20 protein-coding genes, 1 tRNA gene and 1 other RNA gene are annotated in these 17,699 nt (G+C 47.1%); 7 read left to right on the top strand and 15 right to left on the bottom strand.

The annotated features are described in order from the left end of the window. Positions 1-180 precede the first annotated feature (180 nt). From AC4BAP_RS06870 to AC4BAP_RS06845, 6 genes are all read left to right on the top strand, one after another. The gene (locus tag AC4BAP_RS06870) at positions 181-1,482 is read left to right on the top strand and encodes a cryptochrome/photolyase family protein (RefSeq protein WP_490581882.1); all 1,302 of its coding nucleotides are present in this window, start codon (positions 181-183) and stop codon (positions 1,480-1,482) included. Positions 1,483-1,728: 246 nt separating this feature from the next. Next, positions 1,729-2,631 (top strand): DUF2279 domain-containing protein, encoded by a 903-nt coding sequence (locus AC4BAP_RS06865; RefSeq protein ID WP_490581881.1) that lies wholly within the window; start codon positions 1,729-1,731, stop codon positions 2,629-2,631. A gap of 97 nt (positions 2,632-2,728) precedes the next feature. Further along, positions 2,729-3,262, top strand: a complete 534-nt coding sequence (locus tag AC4BAP_RS06860) for a DUF1572 domain-containing protein (protein WP_490581880.1) — start codon at positions 2,729-2,731, stop codon at positions 3,260-3,262. Between the two features lie 32 nt (positions 3,263-3,294). Next, on the top strand, positions 3,295-4,248 hold the full coding sequence (locus tag AC4BAP_RS06855; protein WP_490581879.1) for a Smr/MutS family protein: 954 nt from the start codon (positions 3,295-3,297) through the stop codon (positions 4,246-4,248). 343 nt (positions 4,249-4,591) lie between these two features. Further along, positions 4,592-5,057, top strand: an RNA gene (rnpB, locus tag AC4BAP_RS06850) — RNase P RNA component class A. Between the two features lie 383 nt (positions 5,058-5,440). Next, positions 5,441-6,427 (top strand): hypothetical protein, encoded by a 987-nt coding sequence (locus AC4BAP_RS06845; protein ID WP_490581878.1) that lies wholly within the window; start codon positions 5,441-5,443, stop codon positions 6,425-6,427. 45 nt (positions 6,428-6,472) lie between these two features. Here AC4BAP_RS06845 and AC4BAP_RS06840 read toward each other — a convergent pair whose 3' ends face one another. The 3 genes from AC4BAP_RS06840 to AC4BAP_RS06830 all read right to left on the bottom strand — a co-directional run bounded on the left by AC4BAP_RS06840 (position 6,473) and on the right by AC4BAP_RS06830 (position 8,019). Continuing rightward, entirely contained in the window at positions 6,473-7,183 is a 711-nt protein-coding gene (locus tag AC4BAP_RS06840) for an SIMPL domain-containing protein (protein WP_490581877.1), read from the bottom strand. Positions 7,184-7,348: 165 nt separating this feature from the next. Beyond that, entirely contained in the window at positions 7,349-7,672 is a 324-nt protein-coding gene (locus AC4BAP_RS06835; protein WP_490581876.1) for a hypothetical protein, read from the bottom strand. A gap of 68 nt (positions 7,673-7,740) precedes the next feature. Further along, complete coding sequence (locus tag AC4BAP_RS06830) at positions 7,741-8,019, bottom strand: hypothetical protein (protein WP_490581875.1); 279 nt, start codon at positions 8,017-8,019, stop codon at positions 7,741-7,743. A gap of 194 nt (positions 8,020-8,213) precedes the next feature. Here AC4BAP_RS06830 and AC4BAP_RS06825 point away from each other — a divergent pair. Further along, positions 8,214-8,285 (top strand) — tRNA-Glu (locus tag AC4BAP_RS06825). Here the strand turns inward: AC4BAP_RS06825 and AC4BAP_RS06820 are convergent. From AC4BAP_RS06820 to AC4BAP_RS06765, 12 genes are all read right to left on the bottom strand, one after another. Then, positions 8,248-9,903 carry a recombinase family protein gene (locus AC4BAP_RS06820; protein ID WP_490581990.1) on the bottom strand — a complete coding sequence of 552 codons (1,656 nt, stop codon included), beginning with the start codon at positions 9,901-9,903 and terminating at the stop codon, positions 8,248-8,250. The genes AC4BAP_RS06825 and AC4BAP_RS06820 overlap by 38 nt on opposite strands. 155 nt (positions 9,904-10,058) lie before the next feature. Next, positions 10,059-10,478 (bottom strand): hypothetical protein, encoded by a 420-nt coding sequence (locus tag AC4BAP_RS06815; RefSeq protein ID WP_490581874.1) that lies wholly within the window; start codon positions 10,476-10,478, stop codon positions 10,059-10,061. A gap of 142 nt (positions 10,479-10,620) precedes the next feature. Beyond that, the gene (locus AC4BAP_RS06810) at positions 10,621-11,562 is read right to left on the bottom strand and encodes a hypothetical protein (RefSeq protein ID WP_490581873.1); all 942 of its coding nucleotides are present in this window, start codon (positions 11,560-11,562) and stop codon (positions 10,621-10,623) included. 715 nt (positions 11,563-12,277) lie between these two features. Continuing rightward, positions 12,278-12,478: a hypothetical protein gene (locus AC4BAP_RS06805; protein WP_490581872.1), complete on the bottom strand. Its 201-nt coding sequence runs from the start codon at positions 12,476-12,478 to the stop codon at positions 12,278-12,280. A 448-nt stretch (positions 12,479-12,926) separates the two neighbouring features. Further along, entirely contained in the window at positions 12,927-13,685 is a 759-nt protein-coding gene (locus AC4BAP_RS06800) for an N-formylglutamate amidohydrolase (protein WP_490581871.1), read from the bottom strand. A 42-nt stretch (positions 13,686-13,727) separates the two neighbouring features. Next, complete coding sequence (locus AC4BAP_RS06795) at positions 13,728-14,081, bottom strand: hypothetical protein (protein ID WP_490581870.1); 354 nt, start codon at positions 14,079-14,081, stop codon at positions 13,728-13,730. A 65-nt stretch (positions 14,082-14,146) separates the two neighbouring features. After that, positions 14,147-14,638, bottom strand: a complete 492-nt coding sequence (locus tag AC4BAP_RS06790; RefSeq protein WP_490581869.1) for a hypothetical protein — start codon at positions 14,636-14,638, stop codon at positions 14,147-14,149. Positions 14,639-14,690: 52 nt separating this feature from the next. After that, positions 14,691-15,059, bottom strand: a complete 369-nt coding sequence (locus tag AC4BAP_RS06785) for a hypothetical protein (RefSeq protein WP_490581868.1) — start codon at positions 15,057-15,059, stop codon at positions 14,691-14,693. Between the two features lie 36 nt (positions 15,060-15,095). After that, positions 15,096-15,716 carry a hypothetical protein gene (locus AC4BAP_RS06780; protein ID WP_490581867.1) on the bottom strand — a complete coding sequence of 207 codons (621 nt, stop codon included), beginning with the start codon at positions 15,714-15,716 and terminating at the stop codon, positions 15,096-15,098. A gap of 478 nt (positions 15,717-16,194) precedes the next feature. Then, entirely contained in the window at positions 16,195-16,536 is a 342-nt protein-coding gene (locus tag AC4BAP_RS06775; RefSeq protein ID WP_490581866.1) for a hypothetical protein, read from the bottom strand. 347 nt (positions 16,537-16,883) lie between these two features. After that, entirely contained in the window at positions 16,884-17,198 is a 315-nt protein-coding gene (locus AC4BAP_RS06770; protein ID WP_490581865.1) for a hypothetical protein, read from the bottom strand. A gap of 81 nt (positions 17,199-17,279) precedes the next feature. Beyond that, on the bottom strand, positions 17,280-17,588 hold the full coding sequence (locus AC4BAP_RS06765) for a hypothetical protein (protein WP_490581864.1): 309 nt from the start codon (positions 17,586-17,588) through the stop codon (positions 17,280-17,282). Between the last annotated feature and the right edge of the window lie 111 nt (positions 17,589-17,699).

The following is a 17,699-nucleotide window of genomic DNA, read 5'->3' as shown; positions in this document are numbered from 1 at the left end:
ACGCAAAATATTACTTCTCTACAGTTCCAATAACAAATAACCAGCAACCAATAACTAAACCTACTAACCTGTAGCAAGCAAGACGCAAAGTATTGCGTCTCTACTTTCCAACGACCATTAACAAATACTCGTCTTTAAAATCGAACAACGATCAACGAACAACTAACAACGAAAAAACACATGCTCTTATTCTGGTTTCGCCGTGACCTGCGCCTGCACGATAATGCTGGTCTTTACCATGCCCTGAAAAGGGGTAAACAGGTTTTGCCTGTATTTATCTTCGACACAGAAATTTTGGACAAGCTGGAAGACAAGCAGGATGCGAGGGTAACATTCATACATGAAACCATTTCGGATTTGCACAAGCAACTACAGGAAGAAGGAAGTACGCTGCTGGTAAAGTATGGCAAACCAGTGGAGGTGTTTAAAGAACTCTTAAAAGCGTATGAAGTGGATGGCGTTTATACTAACCACGACTACGAGCCTTACGCCAGGGAACGCGACGAAGAGATAAAAAAGCTGCTTGCTACACATAACGTCGAATTTAAGACCTACAAAGACCAGGTGATCTTTGAGCGTGAGGAGATTCTGACGAAAAGTGGAACGCCTTACAAAGTATATACCCCTTACAAAAACGCCTGGCTTAAGGCTTTCGATAAAAGTATGGCGGAGCCTTTCGATGCTAAAAAGTACTTCAAGAACCTGCACCCGCATAAAAAAACCAAGGTAATCTCGCTGAAGGAAATGGGCTTTACCGAGTCTGAGCTTAAAGTACCTAAACCCGACCTGACTGCCGAAACGCTGAAAAAGTACGACAAAACCAGAGACTTGCCAGCCCTGGATGCCACTTCCAGGATCGGGGCTCACCTGCGCTTCGGGACAGAGAGTGTGCGGCACGCCGTACAACTGGGTTTAAAGTATAACAACGTATGGCTGGAGGAGCTTATCTGGCGGGAGTTCTTCATGCAGTTGCTTTATCACTTTCCGGAGTCTGCAGATGATAGTTTCTCCCAAAAGTTCAGCCAGATAAAATGGCGGAATAACGAACAGGAATTTGAGAAATGGTGCGCGGGCAAAACAGGCTTTCCGTTGGTTGATGCTGGCATGCGGCAACTAAACCAGACAGGCTTTATGCACAACCGCGTGCGCATGGTTACAGGCAGTTTTCTGGTAAAAGACCTGCTGATTGACTGGCGCTGGGGCGAAGCATACTTTGCCGAAAAACTGCTGGACTACGAGATGGCCAGCAACGTGGGAAACTGGCAATGGGTGGCAGGAACCGGTGCCGACCTTCAGCCATACTTCAGGGTGTTTAACCCGGACAGTCAGATAAAGAAATTCGACAAAGACTATGAGTACATCAAAAAATGGGTACCTGAATACGACACCTCCGATTACCCCGAACCTATGGTTGACCACAGCAAAGCCCGTGAACGGGCCGTAGCCGCTTTTAAGAAATCCATTGCCGCAACCGGTAAGTAATACGGTTTAAAAGCTGTTCAAAAGCAATTGTTCTTGAAGAAATATCTGACATAGTATAGCACCCATTGCCATCAACTTAAGCAAAAGCTCTTTCGGACTTCTCAGTCCGAAAGCAAAACTACCAGGGGACATCCTTGTCCCCGTATTCCGTAACGCAGCTAAGCATGTGCTGCTTAGCTTTACATTATTCCTAAATTGACAGTATTAGTATAGCACCCCTAAAATCAATCCGCTATCTTTGGTGTAATGCTCCTGAAACGGTTTAAGATCATATTGCTGCTACTGCAATGCCTTGTTTTTACAGCCAAGGCACAAAACGCTGCGCCAGATAGCGTGGAGCTTAATAAAACGCGCTTGTTGGTGTTGGGCACTGGTTTTACGGCTGGCTACACTTCCATGCTTATCGGCCTGAACAACGCCTGGTATGCAGAGCAGGAGCGCACCGGTTTCCATTTTTTCAACGACAACAAGCAATGGAAACAGGTAGACAAGGCTGGTCACTTCTGGAGTGCTTTCCACCAGAGTCGGGCGGGCATTGACCTGCTGCGCTGGGCAGGCGTTCCCGAGAAAAAAGCTATACTTTACGGCGGCCTTACCGGTGTGCTGCTCCAAACCCCGATAGAGCTTTTTGATGGCTACCAGTCCGATTATGGAGCATCTGTCGGAGATCTGGTTGCCAATACAGTTGGCTCGGCAGCCGTGGTTGCCCAGGAGTTGGCCTGGCAGGAGGTCCGTATCATGCCCAAGTTCTCTTTCCATACTACACGCTATGCTAACGTACGGCCAAATGTGCTGGGTAAAAATCTGAGTGAGCAAGTTTTAAAAGACTATAACGGCCAGACCTATTGGCTATCGGTTAATATCGGTGACTTTTTAAAGGAAGAATCAAAGTATCCCAAGTGGTTGAGTATAGCAGTAGGCTATGGCGCCGAGGAGATCGTTTACAACAGCGAAACAGGCAATAAGGCATCCTGGTTTGATGCGCACCGGCAATTCTACCTGAGCCCTGACCTGAACCTGATGCACTTTAAGGGCGAAAGCAAAGTATGGAACACTGCGCTTTATTTGCTCAGCATTATCAAAGTGCCTGCCCCGGCTTTGGAGTATAATCGTAAGAATGGGTTCAGGTGGCATGCTTTATACTTCTGATGGCCGCTCCGAAGTATAAGCCTCACATTACACCTCACCATTTTGCGGGCAACATTATTCATACCTTTAAACAGGTAGCTAAACATTCAGAACAACTATGGAAAACACCTATTTAAACAGCGTTATAAAGCAGCTTAGCTCTTACAAAGCCGTGGGCGACAAAACATTTCTGCAGCTGACCGATGAGCAATTGCACTGGCAGCCGAACGAAGAGAGCAACAGCATCGCCACAATTATAGAGCACATGCATGGCAACATGCTTTCGCGGTGGACGGATTTCCTGACCACGGACGGTGAAAAGGAATGGCGCAACAGAGATGCTGAGTTTGAAAACCAAAACAACAGTAGAGGATCCCTGCTTGCCAAATGGAACGAAGGATGGGAATGCCTTTTCAATGCTTTAAACTCGTTAACCGAAGCCGACCTGGAAAAAGAGGTAACAATACGCCAGGAGAAGCACACTGTTACAGACGCCATTAACAGGCAACTGGCTCATTACCCCTACCATATTGGGCAGATTGTTTATATTGGCAAAATGCTGCGCAACGGCGACTGGACATCCTTATCCATCCCAAAAGGGCGATCAGTGGCGTATAATGCCACTAAAATGGCAGAGGCTAAACAAAAGTAGCCTGAACAACAATCAAATTAAACAACAAAAACATGAACGTAGGAGACAGAGTGCGCTTAATGTCGGGCCGTGAGGAAGGCATTATTACCCGCATTTTAGATAACAATATTGTAGAGGTTGCCATCGATAATGATTTTACGATACCGGTGGCGCGCCGCGAGGTGGTGGTTATTGCAGCCGACGAAGCCAAATACCTGAAAACAGAGGAAGAAGACTTCAAGCCGATCACGAAAAGAGAACCTATGGCTCCTGTTCTGGCTACCCAGGGCATCTATTTAGCGCTGGTGCACCAGTCTGAGGAGTTGCTTGCCGTAACCATGATCAACAACTCTGACTATGACCTGTTGTTTACAGCCGGCGAAGAGCGCGACAGCAAATACCGTGGCCTGCAGAATGACAAGCTTGCTCCGAAGGCAACCCGGGTTATTTCCCATTATCACCTGAAAGACTTTGAGAAATGGCCTGGCCTTTTGATACAGTTTATGCAGCACCGAAACGGCAGCCCTACCCTTTTTGAGCCGGTTACCAAACGGGTACAATTCAGGGCAAACTCGTTTTACAAAAGCAAAAAAATGGCACCGGTCATCAACAAAGAAGCCTATCTTTTTCACCTGGATCAAAAGCCAGTTTCCGTAGACCCTGACAAAATTAAGGAGCAGCTGGCCGAAGCCACTGAGCAACACCCTAACTTTAAGCTTGTTGCCCCGGAACACGAAGTGGACCTGCACATCGAGAAACTGACTGAGGACCATAGTGGGATGAGCAACAACGCCATACTTAAGCTGCAACTCGAGAGATTTCAGGATGCCCTGGACCGCGCCCTGGCAACCAACATGCACGAGATCGTTTTTATACACGGTGCCGGCAACGGCGTACTACGCAAAGAAATTCAGAAATTGCTGAGCCGCACGCCTGGCATCAAGTACTTTGAAGACGCCCGCAAAGAAAAATTCGGCTACGGCGCCACGTTGGTGAGATTGAAATAATTGTTAAATTGTTGATTGTTAAAACACTATTGATTAATCTGAATTGTTAATTGCTCAGAGTTATACTTTAAGCAGTTACGGAAACAATAATTAACTCAAGTTGTGAGATACAACAACAGTTTGTTTTCTGGTATGTGCAACACACCCCTAACCCCTCTCAAGAGGGGAATCAAATGCACGAGTAAAACTCCCCTCCTCTGGACTAGCCAAAACGAGAGTTTTGAGCTAGCGAGCGTAGCTCTAAGGGGTGGGTAAATCCAGTTTTTGAATAGGAAGCTCGCAACTTGAGTTAATTAAGCAGTTTAACAATCAACAATTAACTACCTTTGCAGTATAAAAAATAACGGCAAGCCGTCTTATCGCTGCTTCCTTCGGGGAGGAGAGGAAAGTCCGGGCAACATAGAGCATCCTACTTCCTAACAGGAAGGGGCCTTTCTGGAGACGGAAAGGCTACAGCCAGTGCCACAGAAAATAACCGCCTGTTTTGGTTACCGGTTGTTAGTTGTTTGTTATTAGTTTTTAACTTCTACCAATAACAAACAACCAGTAATGACTAACAAATCAGGTAAGGGTGAAAAGGTGCGGTAAGAGCGCACCAGCGGCTGGGTGACCAGTCCGGCTGGGTAAACCTTAGGAGTTGAAAGACCAAATAGGCCGGCAGCGTCTCGCTTCGGTGGGGCTAAGGGCTGCTCGTCCGATGTCGGTGGGTAGGTCGATGGAGCCTGTGCGTGAGTGCAGGCCTAGATAAATGATAAGACGCACGCCTTCGGGCGTAGCGACAGAACCCGGCTTACAGGCTTGCTGTTAATTTTTATACTTTCCCCTCTCATTCGTTGTTCGTTAATCGTTGATCGTGATGAATGTAGAGACGCAATATTTTGCGTCTTGTCAGCTACATAGCGTTTGGTTTCGTTATCCGTAATCACTTTTTGAGTATCCGGTCAAAAGATTTATCCGCCATTGTTGGTGTTTTTCACCAACACTTAAAAGGCAATGGCTATTCTACTTGCTGTTGAGAACTCACAGTAAGGGCTGGCAGTATGGAACACATCTCCTTGCCTTGCCTCACCTCCATCTTATACTTGCAAACCTCTTATACTTAACATAACATTTACACTAAAGATTATTCTGCCACCAACTCGGAACTGCTAACGAGTATGCTTATCTTTGCACCGCAAAATCAGAAGACAATATGCTAGATCTAACCCTATACGACCCGTTTGAGAAGATGCAGTTTACCGATACAAATTGCTTTTTGTGCGGCACTAACATTACATCCGAGCATCGTACTCCTGTTTTCGGGGAGTGGCTTCAGCGCAAGTATAGCCTGCAAGACAAGGAGCTTCTTTTGCTGGACAAGAGTGTAACCACTTTCAGTAAGCTCACAATACCCTGCTGCGACCGTTGTCACACGCATTACATTTTGCCCCTGGAGGCCGAGGTTGAGCAGGCCGCAACAAATGGCATAGAAGGCATCAAAGCACTTGACCGTCAGAAACTTTTCCAGTGGATAGGTAAAATGTACTATGGCACGCTGGTAACGGAGCTCATCAAAGAGATGGACCCGCTGGTGATGCCACAGTATGCCGTTAGCGAAGACCCCAGAATGCTGGGTAAGTTCCGCGCGTTCTTCCAGGTCTTGCAGTCGCTAAGAGTACCGATGGTTTTCTCGGATTTTTTGCCTTGCTCCTTTTTCATACTAGAGGTAAACCCAGAGCAGGATCAGCTGCCATTCGAGTACCAGGATGAGCTTACAACCATGGTATTTAGTATAAAACTGGGCTCTGTGGCCATAGTATGCACTTTGTTGGATAACGGGATCATTGAGAAAGCTTTAGGCAGGTTAACGCAGGTTACCCAGAGCCACCAACTGCACCCGATACAGCTTGCTGAGTTTAAGGCGCGAGTGTTCTACGCAGCTTATATTTTCAATGTAGTACCAGAGTACTTTATACGTCCGGTTAAGCCTGAAGATGACCACCTTGTGCTGGACACGCTGATTGATGATGTGACCAACGAGATATTTAACCCCTGGGAAATGACAGCCTATGCCCACATGTTGGAGGAGATGCTGAAGCCCTGGGGAATACGTGAGGCTGAGATCCTGAAGGACCCAAAACACCCCCTTAGCTTTCTGCTGACAGAGGAAAACACTTTTAAGCAGGTAGAGCAAGTATAAAAACACGCGAGGCAGGTACATTCACCTGCCTCGCGTGTTTTCGGTTTACTCAATAATAAAACTCACATCTACATGGCTGGATATCACCAATTCTCCGCCTGCAATAGAAGGCCCGCCATCCATATCGGCCGCAGCAGATTCCATCATGGCCATCTTATACATGGGCCTTGGCCCACCACCAGACGTAGACTCGTTAATGGCATAAACACGGCCTACCTTTGCTCCTAACTCATTTGTCAGCACTGTTGCTTTCTGCTTAGCATCTGCCACAGCTTTTTTGCGGGCCTCTGCTTTATACTTGTCCATGTCGGCTACCTGAAAACGTATGCCATCCACACGGTTAGCTCCTACACCATACAACCCGGACAGAATCTCGTCATACTTGTCCAGCTTCTTGATTTTTACGGTCATGGTTTTGATGGCCATGTACATATCCGGGGTCGTTACGCCATATTCACCTCTGTTGTAGATGGGTTGTACTGTTACAAAAGAAGTCTGAATGTCTTTGGTATCAACGCCGTTCTTCTTAAGGTAATTGATAATGGCAGCGGCCTTCTTATCAGTGTCTTTTCGGGCCGCATCCAGTGTCTTTTCCCTGGTCTCGACTCCAAGGTTTACCAGCACTTCGGTGGGTTGCACCCGTACCTCCCCAATTCCGGTTACACTTACCAGTGGAGGTAAGTTTGGTTGCTGTGCCTGCACCTGAAAAACGGCAAATACCAACACTAGCAAACTGATCAATTTTGTTTTTTTCATGGTCTGTTTTTATAAAGATTATACATGCAGGAGGCTAGTAAGCATACGTTTCTCCTATATAGGATCAAGCTAATCAAATCCTGTACCACAATCAATCGCCTGTAAAAGAAAATGCCCTTGGCAAGCACACCAAAGGCATTTAGTATCATAAAGCATCTTTATCCGCTAAGAAACAGAGTACTCTTCTTCGTCGGATATGTAGCTGGAAAGCAGCACAGCCCCAATTGTGATGGCCCCCGCAGTAAGAACCAACTGCGTGGTGGTCATGCGGCGCGCGGCTTTCAGAATTATATTTCCCAGGTCATGCATCAGGTCCGGAAGCTTTTCAGGGCGTCCCTGCATCACGTGCATCGCAGACTCTACCGTCTTTGACATGTCGTGCGGCTGCAACAGCGTCAGGATCCCTTCATCACCGTTTTTCTTATTTCCCTGGTTCTCTTTGTTTTGCTGGTTCTGCTTCTCCTTATTGTCAGAGTTTGTATTGTCCATAGTTTTAATTTATAGGTTCTGAAAAAATTGCATTTAGTAAAGTATACGGTACTAAGCCGGCAAAGGCTTTACTGAGCTGCCGGAGTGCCGCCATACTGCACCACAAGTTCTGTCATGCGTTGGTGCAAGGTATCGGCGCTAAGCATCATGCTCGCCGGGAACCCCACTTTCAGGTCATCGATCTCCAGTGTTTCGGCTTCCTGGCTATAGTTATACTTCCCCGACACGCCTTTTTCGCTAAAGCTGCCATTGTTACCCTGCAGGGTAAGCCCCATTTGCTTAAGCCTTCCTTTCATCTCTTCAAAGGCTTCCTGCTTTATGTTGTTGTACTTAACTTTTATGCTCATAATTTGATAGCTATACTTTGTTTAGTGTCTAACGCAAGAAGGCTTTTATGGTTAAAATTTGCAAGCTCGATTCCTGCATCAAAAATTTTAAAATTGATACTCAGCCACTTTAACCAGTCACTCAAAAAAAATTATGTTCTAGTATTTGCATGTATAAAAACACCCGCTATATTTGCACCACAATCAGACAGAACGGCCCGTTCGTCTAGGGGTTAGGACGCCAGATTTTCATTCTGGTAACAGGGGTTCGATTCCCCTACGGGCTACTGAAAGGGAAAAGTGACTATTTTGATCGCTTTTCCCTTTTTCTTTTTGCTCCAAAAACTGCTGTATCTGGCTGGAAAGGGCGAAAAAGCCATTCACTCTTTGGGTTCGATAACCTTCCATTTCACGGTCAAAATACACGCCTTCAGGAAACATCATCGCTTGCAGTTGTTTACGCCCTTGCACATTTGCCTTAGACCATGATTGTGAGATAGTTACCGCTTTTTCTAAACCCATTTTGATGAACTCTTTGGGGTTCGATAAGGCTGGCACGCACTTTACCATGTTTTGCTCGATTTCCAACAACTCTGCTTTTAGCTCTGAGCTGTACTTAACAAACATTTCTTTCTCAATTTCACCAAAGGCATAGCGTCGCTCTATTACATCTAATCTCTTTTTCAGCTCCGTGTGCTGGGTTTGCAAACGTTTTTCTTCACTTCTGCTTTCTTCGGTTAATTTATAGTAGGTCTCCTCCATGATCTCCGAGAGCTTGGGCAGGTACATGGCATCCACCTCGAGTTCAGACAAAAAGCCTTCGTACAGGTTATGCAGCTTTCCAGCATTGCGGTTAAGTTTACAGCCGATAGTATTGCACTTGTAGTAGTGGATCTGCTTTTTCTTCATCTCATAGCCTGTTAAAGGCTTCTTACAGCTACCACACTTGATATGATGACGCAGGGGCAATTCTTCGTCTACTTTGACCTGGGTGTAGCCATGCGCATTCTGCGCCTGTAAACCATTTACTTTTAGAAACATCTGGCGCGTGATAAGCGGCTCGTGCTGGCCTTCCACGACTTCCCCATCCTCGAGTAAGCCATGGCTTATTAAACCGCAGTAGAAGGGGTTTTTAAAGAGTTTTGTTATGGTTTGGTTGTAGAGTATCAACCCTTGTGCTTTCAGGCGCTTGATGATGTCTGTATTTGATAACCCCTGCTCTGCTTTAAGTTGAAATGCTAAGCGAATAAGTTTCCCTGTTTTATTAGGCTTGAGCAGCACCTCCCTGCCCACGATCACCTTGTCGTAGCCCATCGGCACCCTGCCCACCCACTGCCCTCTTCGGATGCGGGCCTCCATGCCGGTCATGCATTTCTCCCTTCTCAGGTCGTTGTCGAACTGCGAGAAGAGGAACTGCCCCCCCTGCTGCAGCTTGCCAGCGGCCGTCTGCGTGTCCACCGGCTGGGTCACGGCCACCACGGCGATGCCCATGCGGCCCAGCGCGTCGACGATGCCTATCGCTGAGGAGCCCGTGCGGGAGAAGCGGTCGTGGGAGTAGACGAGGATATAGCCCACGCGCAGGCGGCTTTTCTTCACGAACTCGAGCATCCGCTGGAACTCCTTGCGCTCGTCCGACTTGGCGCTCTCGTAGGTGCCGCCGAACTGCCCGACCACCTGGTAGCCGTGGCGCTCGGCGTAGTCCGTGCATTTTACCAGCTGCGTGGAGAGGCTTTGATTGGTCTCAGCCTGCTCCTTGGTCGAGACGCGGGTGTAGATGATGGCCACCTTGCCGCGCGGCGCGGACTTCTTGCCGCCCTTCTGCAGTGGCCGCGCGAAGACGCTCAGCCCGCTCCCCTTCCCGGTCGCAGCCCGAAGCGCAGCAGGCTTCTTGGCAGCAGTACGCATAGATGTCTTTGCAGCTGCTTTCGCCGGCGCCTTCGTAGCCGCTGCAGCTTTGGCTTTCGTTGCAACTGCAGGCTTAGCTGCTCTTTTCTTTCTGGGTGCAGCCTTGGCTACTTCAAGCTTAACTGCGTTGGTTTGCTTTTTCATGTTCTGTCAGGTTAAAGGGAAAGGGATGCTGTTACTTTTTTGTTACGCTTGGATTTCGGCTTTTGCACGCTCGCTGCTTTTGCTGACTCAGGGTCTGGTTCAGCTTCACCTGCCACAGTGGCTGCCAGCTGCTCCTGCAGGTACCGGTTGAACGCCCAGGCCGAGAAGCGCAGTATAAAGTCCACTTTCGCGTGAGCCTCTTCCTGGGTCAGGTGCTCCAGCCCCGGCGTCTTCCGTAGCTCGCGCACGTGGCGCTCTACCGACTCCAACTCCTCCGAAAGCTGCTCATAGTAGCTATCATAAGCGCTAAGCTGTTCTTGTTCAGGTTGCGCGTTGGCAGCAACTGGATTGATGCTACCGGGTCTTACTACACGCTGTTTTTTGTTTGGTCTTTGGTTTTTCTGTTTTTGGTTTTTAGGTATAGTCTTCAATTTGGTGTTTGCCAATGCCACAGGTCCGGGGCGATCGGTACCGGGGCGGGCTTCTACGGTTAGGGCGCGGGGCGACCGCTGCCCTTGACTCCTGCCGGATCAGCGTCCGGCAAGAGTAAGCTACTGTAAGGAGTTACTGTTACTAAATGCGACGGCGGTGCTCTTTAGTAAACTTCAGCCTGGAGCCCCCGCGGTTCTCCAGCTCCACCGACTGGTAATTCTTCAGGGCCAGCGTCTCGATCAGCTCTTTCGACAGAGCCTCGTCCAACACCCCATCAGTTGTGGTGCGCAGGGTGATCTGGCGCTTTTCATCAAAGGTGACGGCCACCTGCCGGAAGCTTTTGCTGCGAATGGCCCTTACGACCTGCAGCTCTTCTTCTGAGAGCAGCGATAGGCGCGGAATGTAGTCGGCCTTGTTCTCGTCCAGGATAAAGGCGGCCAGGTGCTGGGTGATAGACAAAAACACGTGCGTTCTGCCTAGCAACACCTGCCCTTCCGGCCCCATGCCCTGCATCTCGTCGAGCCACGGTGCCAGCTCGCCTGTCGGGAAGATGAGCACGCCTGCTTCCTGCTTGCGGTACAAGGCGGAGTAGATTAATGTTTCGAGTAAAGAGAACCGGACACCGTAGCTGGCCTGTGCGGCCTGCGCCTGCCCGCTGAGGTATTCTTCTATCAGCGCTTCAACTTGTTTAGCGGGCATCGTTTTCAGTAACTCTTCCCGAAGCTTTGCGATCATCTCTGGCGTAAGCGCATCAGCAGGTATTTGTTGTACGTTCATCAGGTACTCGCGCAGGGCTTTAACCCGCGCTAGCGGCAGTCCCAGCTCCCGCAGCTCTTTGGCCATCTTGAGCCACAGGTACTCCAGAAAGCTGAGCCTGGTCCAGGCCTGTTCTTCCGTTTTGGGTGCCAGGCCCGCCTTCTTCCAGTCCACGTAAAGCTTGGGGGCCACCCCAGTCTGCTTCAGGGTAAAGATCGGCTCGCGCAGCTTCTCGTAGAGCTCGGGTATCTGGTCCATCTCCTGCAAATCAAGCTGCAGCGAAAAGTCCTCCGCGCCGGTTTCCGGCTGTGGTGTCTCCTGTTCCATGTATGGTCAATTCCTGTATATTCCCCAAAGGTAATATTTAGTTTCAACTATACAACATGTTTGCAATATTTGTTTTATTCCAGGGTAAAATATTTTACAAATCCGGTTCTTGAGCTTAAAACAGCAGCTTAAGTAAGGGAATGAGTTAGTGATGAAAATCTGAAAACGGATCTCGCGTGCGCGAACTCGCGCGCATGATGCGCAGGCGAGCGCAATTATAGAAGTGTCGGCAAGGTTTGCGGAGGCGGAAAACAGGACGGAAAAGCATCATCTGCGGCAAGAAAAGTAGAATGCCGCGACAGGGCTTCCACCGCATGTTTTGCGGAGACTTTTGCGGGCAGGTAAGTAACGTGCGCACAGGCAGTTACAACCACTTTTACAAGTGCAGGAAACAGGAAAACCAGCCGTCGGAGCATAGGCTTTCCGCGGACGGAAATGAGACGGAAACCACCACTATTTAGCATCCGCTGCGGAACAGGCAAAACCGCCTTCCGCACGAGACTCCTGGAACAGCCGCTGAAACCGCACTCCAGCAAGAGACGCAACTCACGAGCTACCAGATAGTTACAGCATTTTTTAAAGCCGGAAAACAGGCAAAAACAGCGTTTTCCGGAGCTCCGCGCCGCAGGGGCGGAAACAGGCTTTAGAACCGACCTCAGGATGCGTGAGATTTCACAGGCTGATTTCACGGCAAAATACCAAGGACAGCATGTGCCTAGACAGCAAAAAAGAACGCCGGAAACAAGCACGGGAAAAAGCGGCAAATCCGCACACGGAAAACACCCTGTAGCGCCGCCGATGCAGACTGTTTTTGCGGTCTAAAAAAAGCTGCGCCAAACCGCTGCTTTTCCGGAGCTGAAATCACAGGCAGGATCACGTTTGGTTGCGGAGCTTTTTCCGCGTCCGGAAAGGCCATTACATTAAGTTACCCGCGTTTCCGGCACGCTCTTTTTGTTCCGTAATCAAATCCGGATTCAGGCAGCAATAGAAAGTATAAATCAACTGTTTTCCGCACGTAAAAACACCGGATATTAACGCATTTTTCCGTCTGCCAAACCCGTGCATAAACAATTATAAAACAGCAGACCGGAGCACCCGTTTTTCGCGGATTCCGGCGTAGACTTTAGCGCGGCAGCGCGCCTACCCATAGTGCAACTGCAGCCTGTGTTATACATACAGACAGTTAAGCAACCCTTCCCTTCCCAGTCGGACTGCTCGGCCACTTGGATTCTTCCGCGTCTCCGACGTCTGCTTATCTCTCCAGCAACCACCAATATAACAGCACAGCAATTTTACACTCTGCTGCAAACCAATGCAGACTTCTTGCGTTTTACACTTCAATATTAAACCATTTCCGCAAAATTTTATCGCAACTCACACAGCAAAAGTCCGTCAATAAACTCCTGCACCACCTGCCTTGTTGAATAAAAGCTACTTGACCTAACCGGGACCTCCGCCCCTTCCTGCTCCATGTACAGCTTTCGGTTGATTTCAAGCATAATAGACTTTACCCTTTTGTCCTTACCATAGTGCTTGAGTGGTGTGATTGCTCCGGCGTAGGGATCGTTGTCAAGGATGGAGTAGCTCCTGGATGTAAAGAACTCAAGTGAAAATTGACGTAATGCATTGCTTGTGTGGAAGGCATCTGTACCGATGTTAAAATCCGGACGAGGCTGCTTTTTGATCAGATCACGTTGAAAAGGCGTATCCCTGTAAGAGTGGCAGTCCAGTATCAGCACTTCACCCTTTTCTGCCAAAGCAGCATCCACAGCCTTGGTCAAGGCAGCGTGATGTGGGTCATAGTAGTCACTTTTGATAAGGCTTCGCAGCTCTGGGCTTACCTGCCTAAGCTCCTGCCCTGCATCTGTTTTCTCATATAACATGCCCATTCCAAACCTAGCCATCACCTCATCCGCATCATCCGAAAATCGCTCCACATCACAAAATACTCTTGAGAAAGGAGCTACCACACGAATGGCATATTTATGTGCAAACAATTCATCAGTAAACCAGTCAGTGAGTAGATTTACCTCTCGCTCAACCGTCTGCCAGTACGCAGTATAACCATCTGTTAAAGGTATACTAGTAGAAGCGTGCGGAATGTGGAGTATAAGGGTGTTCATAAGTAGTAATAATATCTAATTTTCAGGAATGTTAATGAGCCACTATTTGAGCAGGCTATCCAAGTCAATGTACAGGTATTTCTCCAGTATCACTTCGCAGCAAAGTACAGTTAAGGCTATGTTGAATTTGTCTTCAGTCTCGTCGCTACGGCTCATCATTTCGGCCAGCACATCTCCCACCGTTAAATCAGCATTCAGCATTTGCGCACAGGTGATGACGAAATCTGTAAATACACCAATAAAATCGAGATTGCCATTGATGGTGGTGTTGTATTCGTCTGCCCCGAATTCCAAAATTTCCGTGTTGGACATGCGTTTAAGCTCAGAAAGCTCTATGTTTTTCTCAGCCAAGATGTTTCTTGCCACGGAAAGGAAAGTATCTAATTCCAGATTCATAAGCTACATATAAAGTTAAAATCCAGGAATATACTTACAAGGATGTTAATTCGTGACACTAGACCTCAATGTGCCTTTACCCGATCATGTTTTATACCGTCTATGGGAAAATCCTGCTTCAGCCAGATGTCAAACTGGTGAGCTATAATAGTGTCTGTTGCTCCAATCAGGTCAACCCTATAGTCGATGATGTAGCCTTTGATTTTCTTGTTATGCCGGATAGCTTCCTGCTCAATCTTTTGACGCAGAGTTGTACTTCTGCTTAAGTAAAACTTTGCACTATCATTAAAACGGTTCCAGTTAAGGTAAGTGGAGTGTTCTTTATCGGTAGATGGCACATACTTCCGCCTGAACGTACTGTCCCGCTTTGCCATATACTTTAAGATCAGCGAGTCGTAAAGATCCAGTTTCTCCTTTAGTGGTATATAAGGCAACGATAAATTGTATACACCATACAGCGTGTCTACTGACTCTGCCGTCACATACTCTATTCGGTAACCGGTACTATCCCCCTGGAGCGTTTGCAGGTACAGGTCGAAACGCTCCTGTGCCGACATCTCTTTTGATCCGCAGGAAACCAATATAAATAGACTACACCATAGTAGTCTTTTACTGCAGAGATATAAGGCTTTCATTTAGTTCTGCAATATACTCTTCAAGGGCCTCCAGTTCATTTTTTCTGTTGGATAGCCACAATGCGCTGGCATCCATTCCTTCTATCATAGCCCTGAGTTCTTCACCACGCACATGTTCCGGGGTAACTGGACTTGTAAAACTTAGCTCTTGTATGCGCTTTAATTCTTTGTACCTGCTTTCCATTGCCGGTATACTGTCTCGAATGCTTTGTACGCGCAGCTTTATACTTTCACGCTCGGCCACTATGTGGCTGTTATACACCCGTGCAAACCGCTCATACCCTTTCATGGCCAGCACATATACCGCAATACCGGCCAAAAGTATCATCATAAACTTCTTCATACCTGGACTACTTTCCTGTCGTTCAATAACACACTATCAGACTAACTGCTGCATTGCCAACATATCGGTTGTGCCTTCTTCGCTATAAATGCGATAGAACCAACTTACCTCTCTGTGCGGTGTCACTCGCCCCATCAGCACAATGTACTCTCCATCTAGCTTGCAGTTAAATAACACCCGCTCAATCTGGTGCAGCATATCGTATGCACTCTGCGTTTCTTCACCTGGTATAACCAACACCTTCAAGCTCCCGACAGCTGCTACAAAAGCAGCTAATTTCTGTTTTATTTCAGCCACCGAATACAAGCTTAGCAGCTGAAAAACATCCTCTTCCATCAGCGCCTGCCTTACAGCTGCCCCATCGCCTTGATAGCACGCCTCTTCCGGCTCAAGTGCATAACCTGTCAGATCAAAATCAGAGAACTGGTCTGTGGCAGCAATATCGAGCATCTCCTGCAGGCAATACTCCAGCAACGATTGCCCTACGACATGGAAATTATTTCTGAACAGGTAATAGTGAAGCCAGTCGGAACCGTTGAAATTATGTCGTTCTAACGCCGATTTCACAATGCCACTTTCGTGTGCCATCAAATTCAGGTGGCGCCACATTTCCATAAAATCTGCAGCTGTTGGTTTGTAAAGTATGTTTTCCTGCATGTTGTAATTTCAGAGATGTTAATGAAAGTATAAGTGTTAGGATGTATCTAACTCAAGTTACGATTAACCCACCCCTAAAGAGCTGCGCTCGCTAGCTCAAAACGCACGTTTTGGCTTGTCTACAAGAGTAGAGTATTTAGGCAATACCGGCTCCAACTACTCCTAACCCCTCTCCCGAATCCAGTCCGGGATCGCAGACTTGTTTAAGGCGGGGAATTCTTGCATTACTTTGGTAAAAGTATAAATCCTGTTTTTACGCTTAACCTCCCTTCCACCAAGATCCTTACAGGATGACAAAATGGAGGAACTGAGAATATCAAGATTAAAGTAGAAGCAGTAAGTAAAAACTCCCCTCTGGGGGTAGGAGCCCTCTTTAAAGAGAGGGCACAGGGGTGTGTTTACACCTGCTTGGTTTATCATATATCGCAAGTTGAGTTGTCTCTATTGAAAGACCGTTAAGATAGGCTACTTAAAAACACTACATCAATTCATCTTCTCCGTCTTCCTGCCCCTGGTACATTACGCTCCATATCTTACTGTATGCTTGCTTCTTATCACGCTGAGAAGGGGTAGCCTGTATCATACTTTTAAAGTTGCTGTAGTCAATTGATTCGGCCAGCTTCTGAAATACAACCGGAATATCTTTCGGCCCAACAATAACTCTGTAGCGGTAATCTGCCCCCGGCCAGCCCTGTACCGGTTCGGTTATCTCTGTTGCTGTTAAAAGCTGCTCCAGGTCCTGTTTTACCCTGGCTCTTACATGAAACTCCTCTCCTTTTGCTACAATAGAGAAGAAACCAAATTTTGATGCTATCCACATAGTTTATAAGATGATCTTAATTACAAAATAAACTTAAGCCATTCCCGGCTTTGCTTTTTTGCAAGCTGGTAATGCTCAGTTGTATTAAGCAGCAATACCGCGTCAGCTTTACCGCTTCGGCCTGCTGACCTTGATCTTGATGCGTACTTTTGCCATGCTTTTATTTGTTAGATATAAAATATGAATTGCAAGGGTAGTGCCATCTGTAAGAACTGGCTTTATGAAACGGAAAACAGTTAATTAACTGTCAATATTCTAATATACTGATCATTTATTGACACTCTACCTTTAGCTAATATGGATCAAAATTAGAAACCTCTTCATGCTTCAAAGTATAAAAGTATAGCCTAAAGCATACTCCAGAGCAGGTTTACTAGCGTGCTTATCTGGTTCAGGCCTAAAAGGTTTTCCCTTCTCCGGATAATGATGGTATTGCTAACCCACTCCCGCAAATAATAATCTCCTCGTCTGGCAACTGGAATCAGGTAATGGTCTGTGCAGTCTGGGTTCATGTGTTTTATAGTATACCTTTTGCTTTTGTCTTCAATCACTATTACATCTGCATTATAACTTAATGCTGTTACATGAACACGCAGCTTACGACGCACCAGTAACTTTAGCAGCTTCTCCTTTGAAAGTAATTTGCTTTCTGTATTGATCATCAAGTAACAAGCAGATTATATGATTGTAAAAATGGTAAGGTGCTATCATTATTGCTAAGCTGATACGTCGGAAAAGACTACCTACCAGAAAGTCTCTGAAAACTGCTGCCTCATCTCTCTTAGCTCCTGAAGCTTATTTTGCCTGATAGCGTGCACCTGCTCATGTATCGATAACCGATCTACAACTTTCTGAAGTGCCTTGCCCACATGCCTTCGTGTGCCGCTGGTAGAGTGCTTATACTCATAACTATAATAAGCTATACTATCTTCTGTTACCTGCTGTCGTTCTGCCAGGAGACTTATCTGAGATTCCAAAGTATAGGTATAAATATTTCCTCCCAGGATGAAAAGAGCCGTGGCTACAAAAGCCATTAGTAGCAGTGTTCTCATAATTCTAATCTATAATGTGATTTAAGCGAGGTGGTAATATTTGCTCTTTACTACAAAGCTCCAAAGCTGTGCCAGCTTAAAAAACCAGCCACAGTAGCTAATTACAAGCTT

It is taken from the genome of Pontibacter sp. GD7 (assembly GCF_058216375.1).
This window is presented reverse-complemented; position numbering and strand designations above follow the sequence as displayed.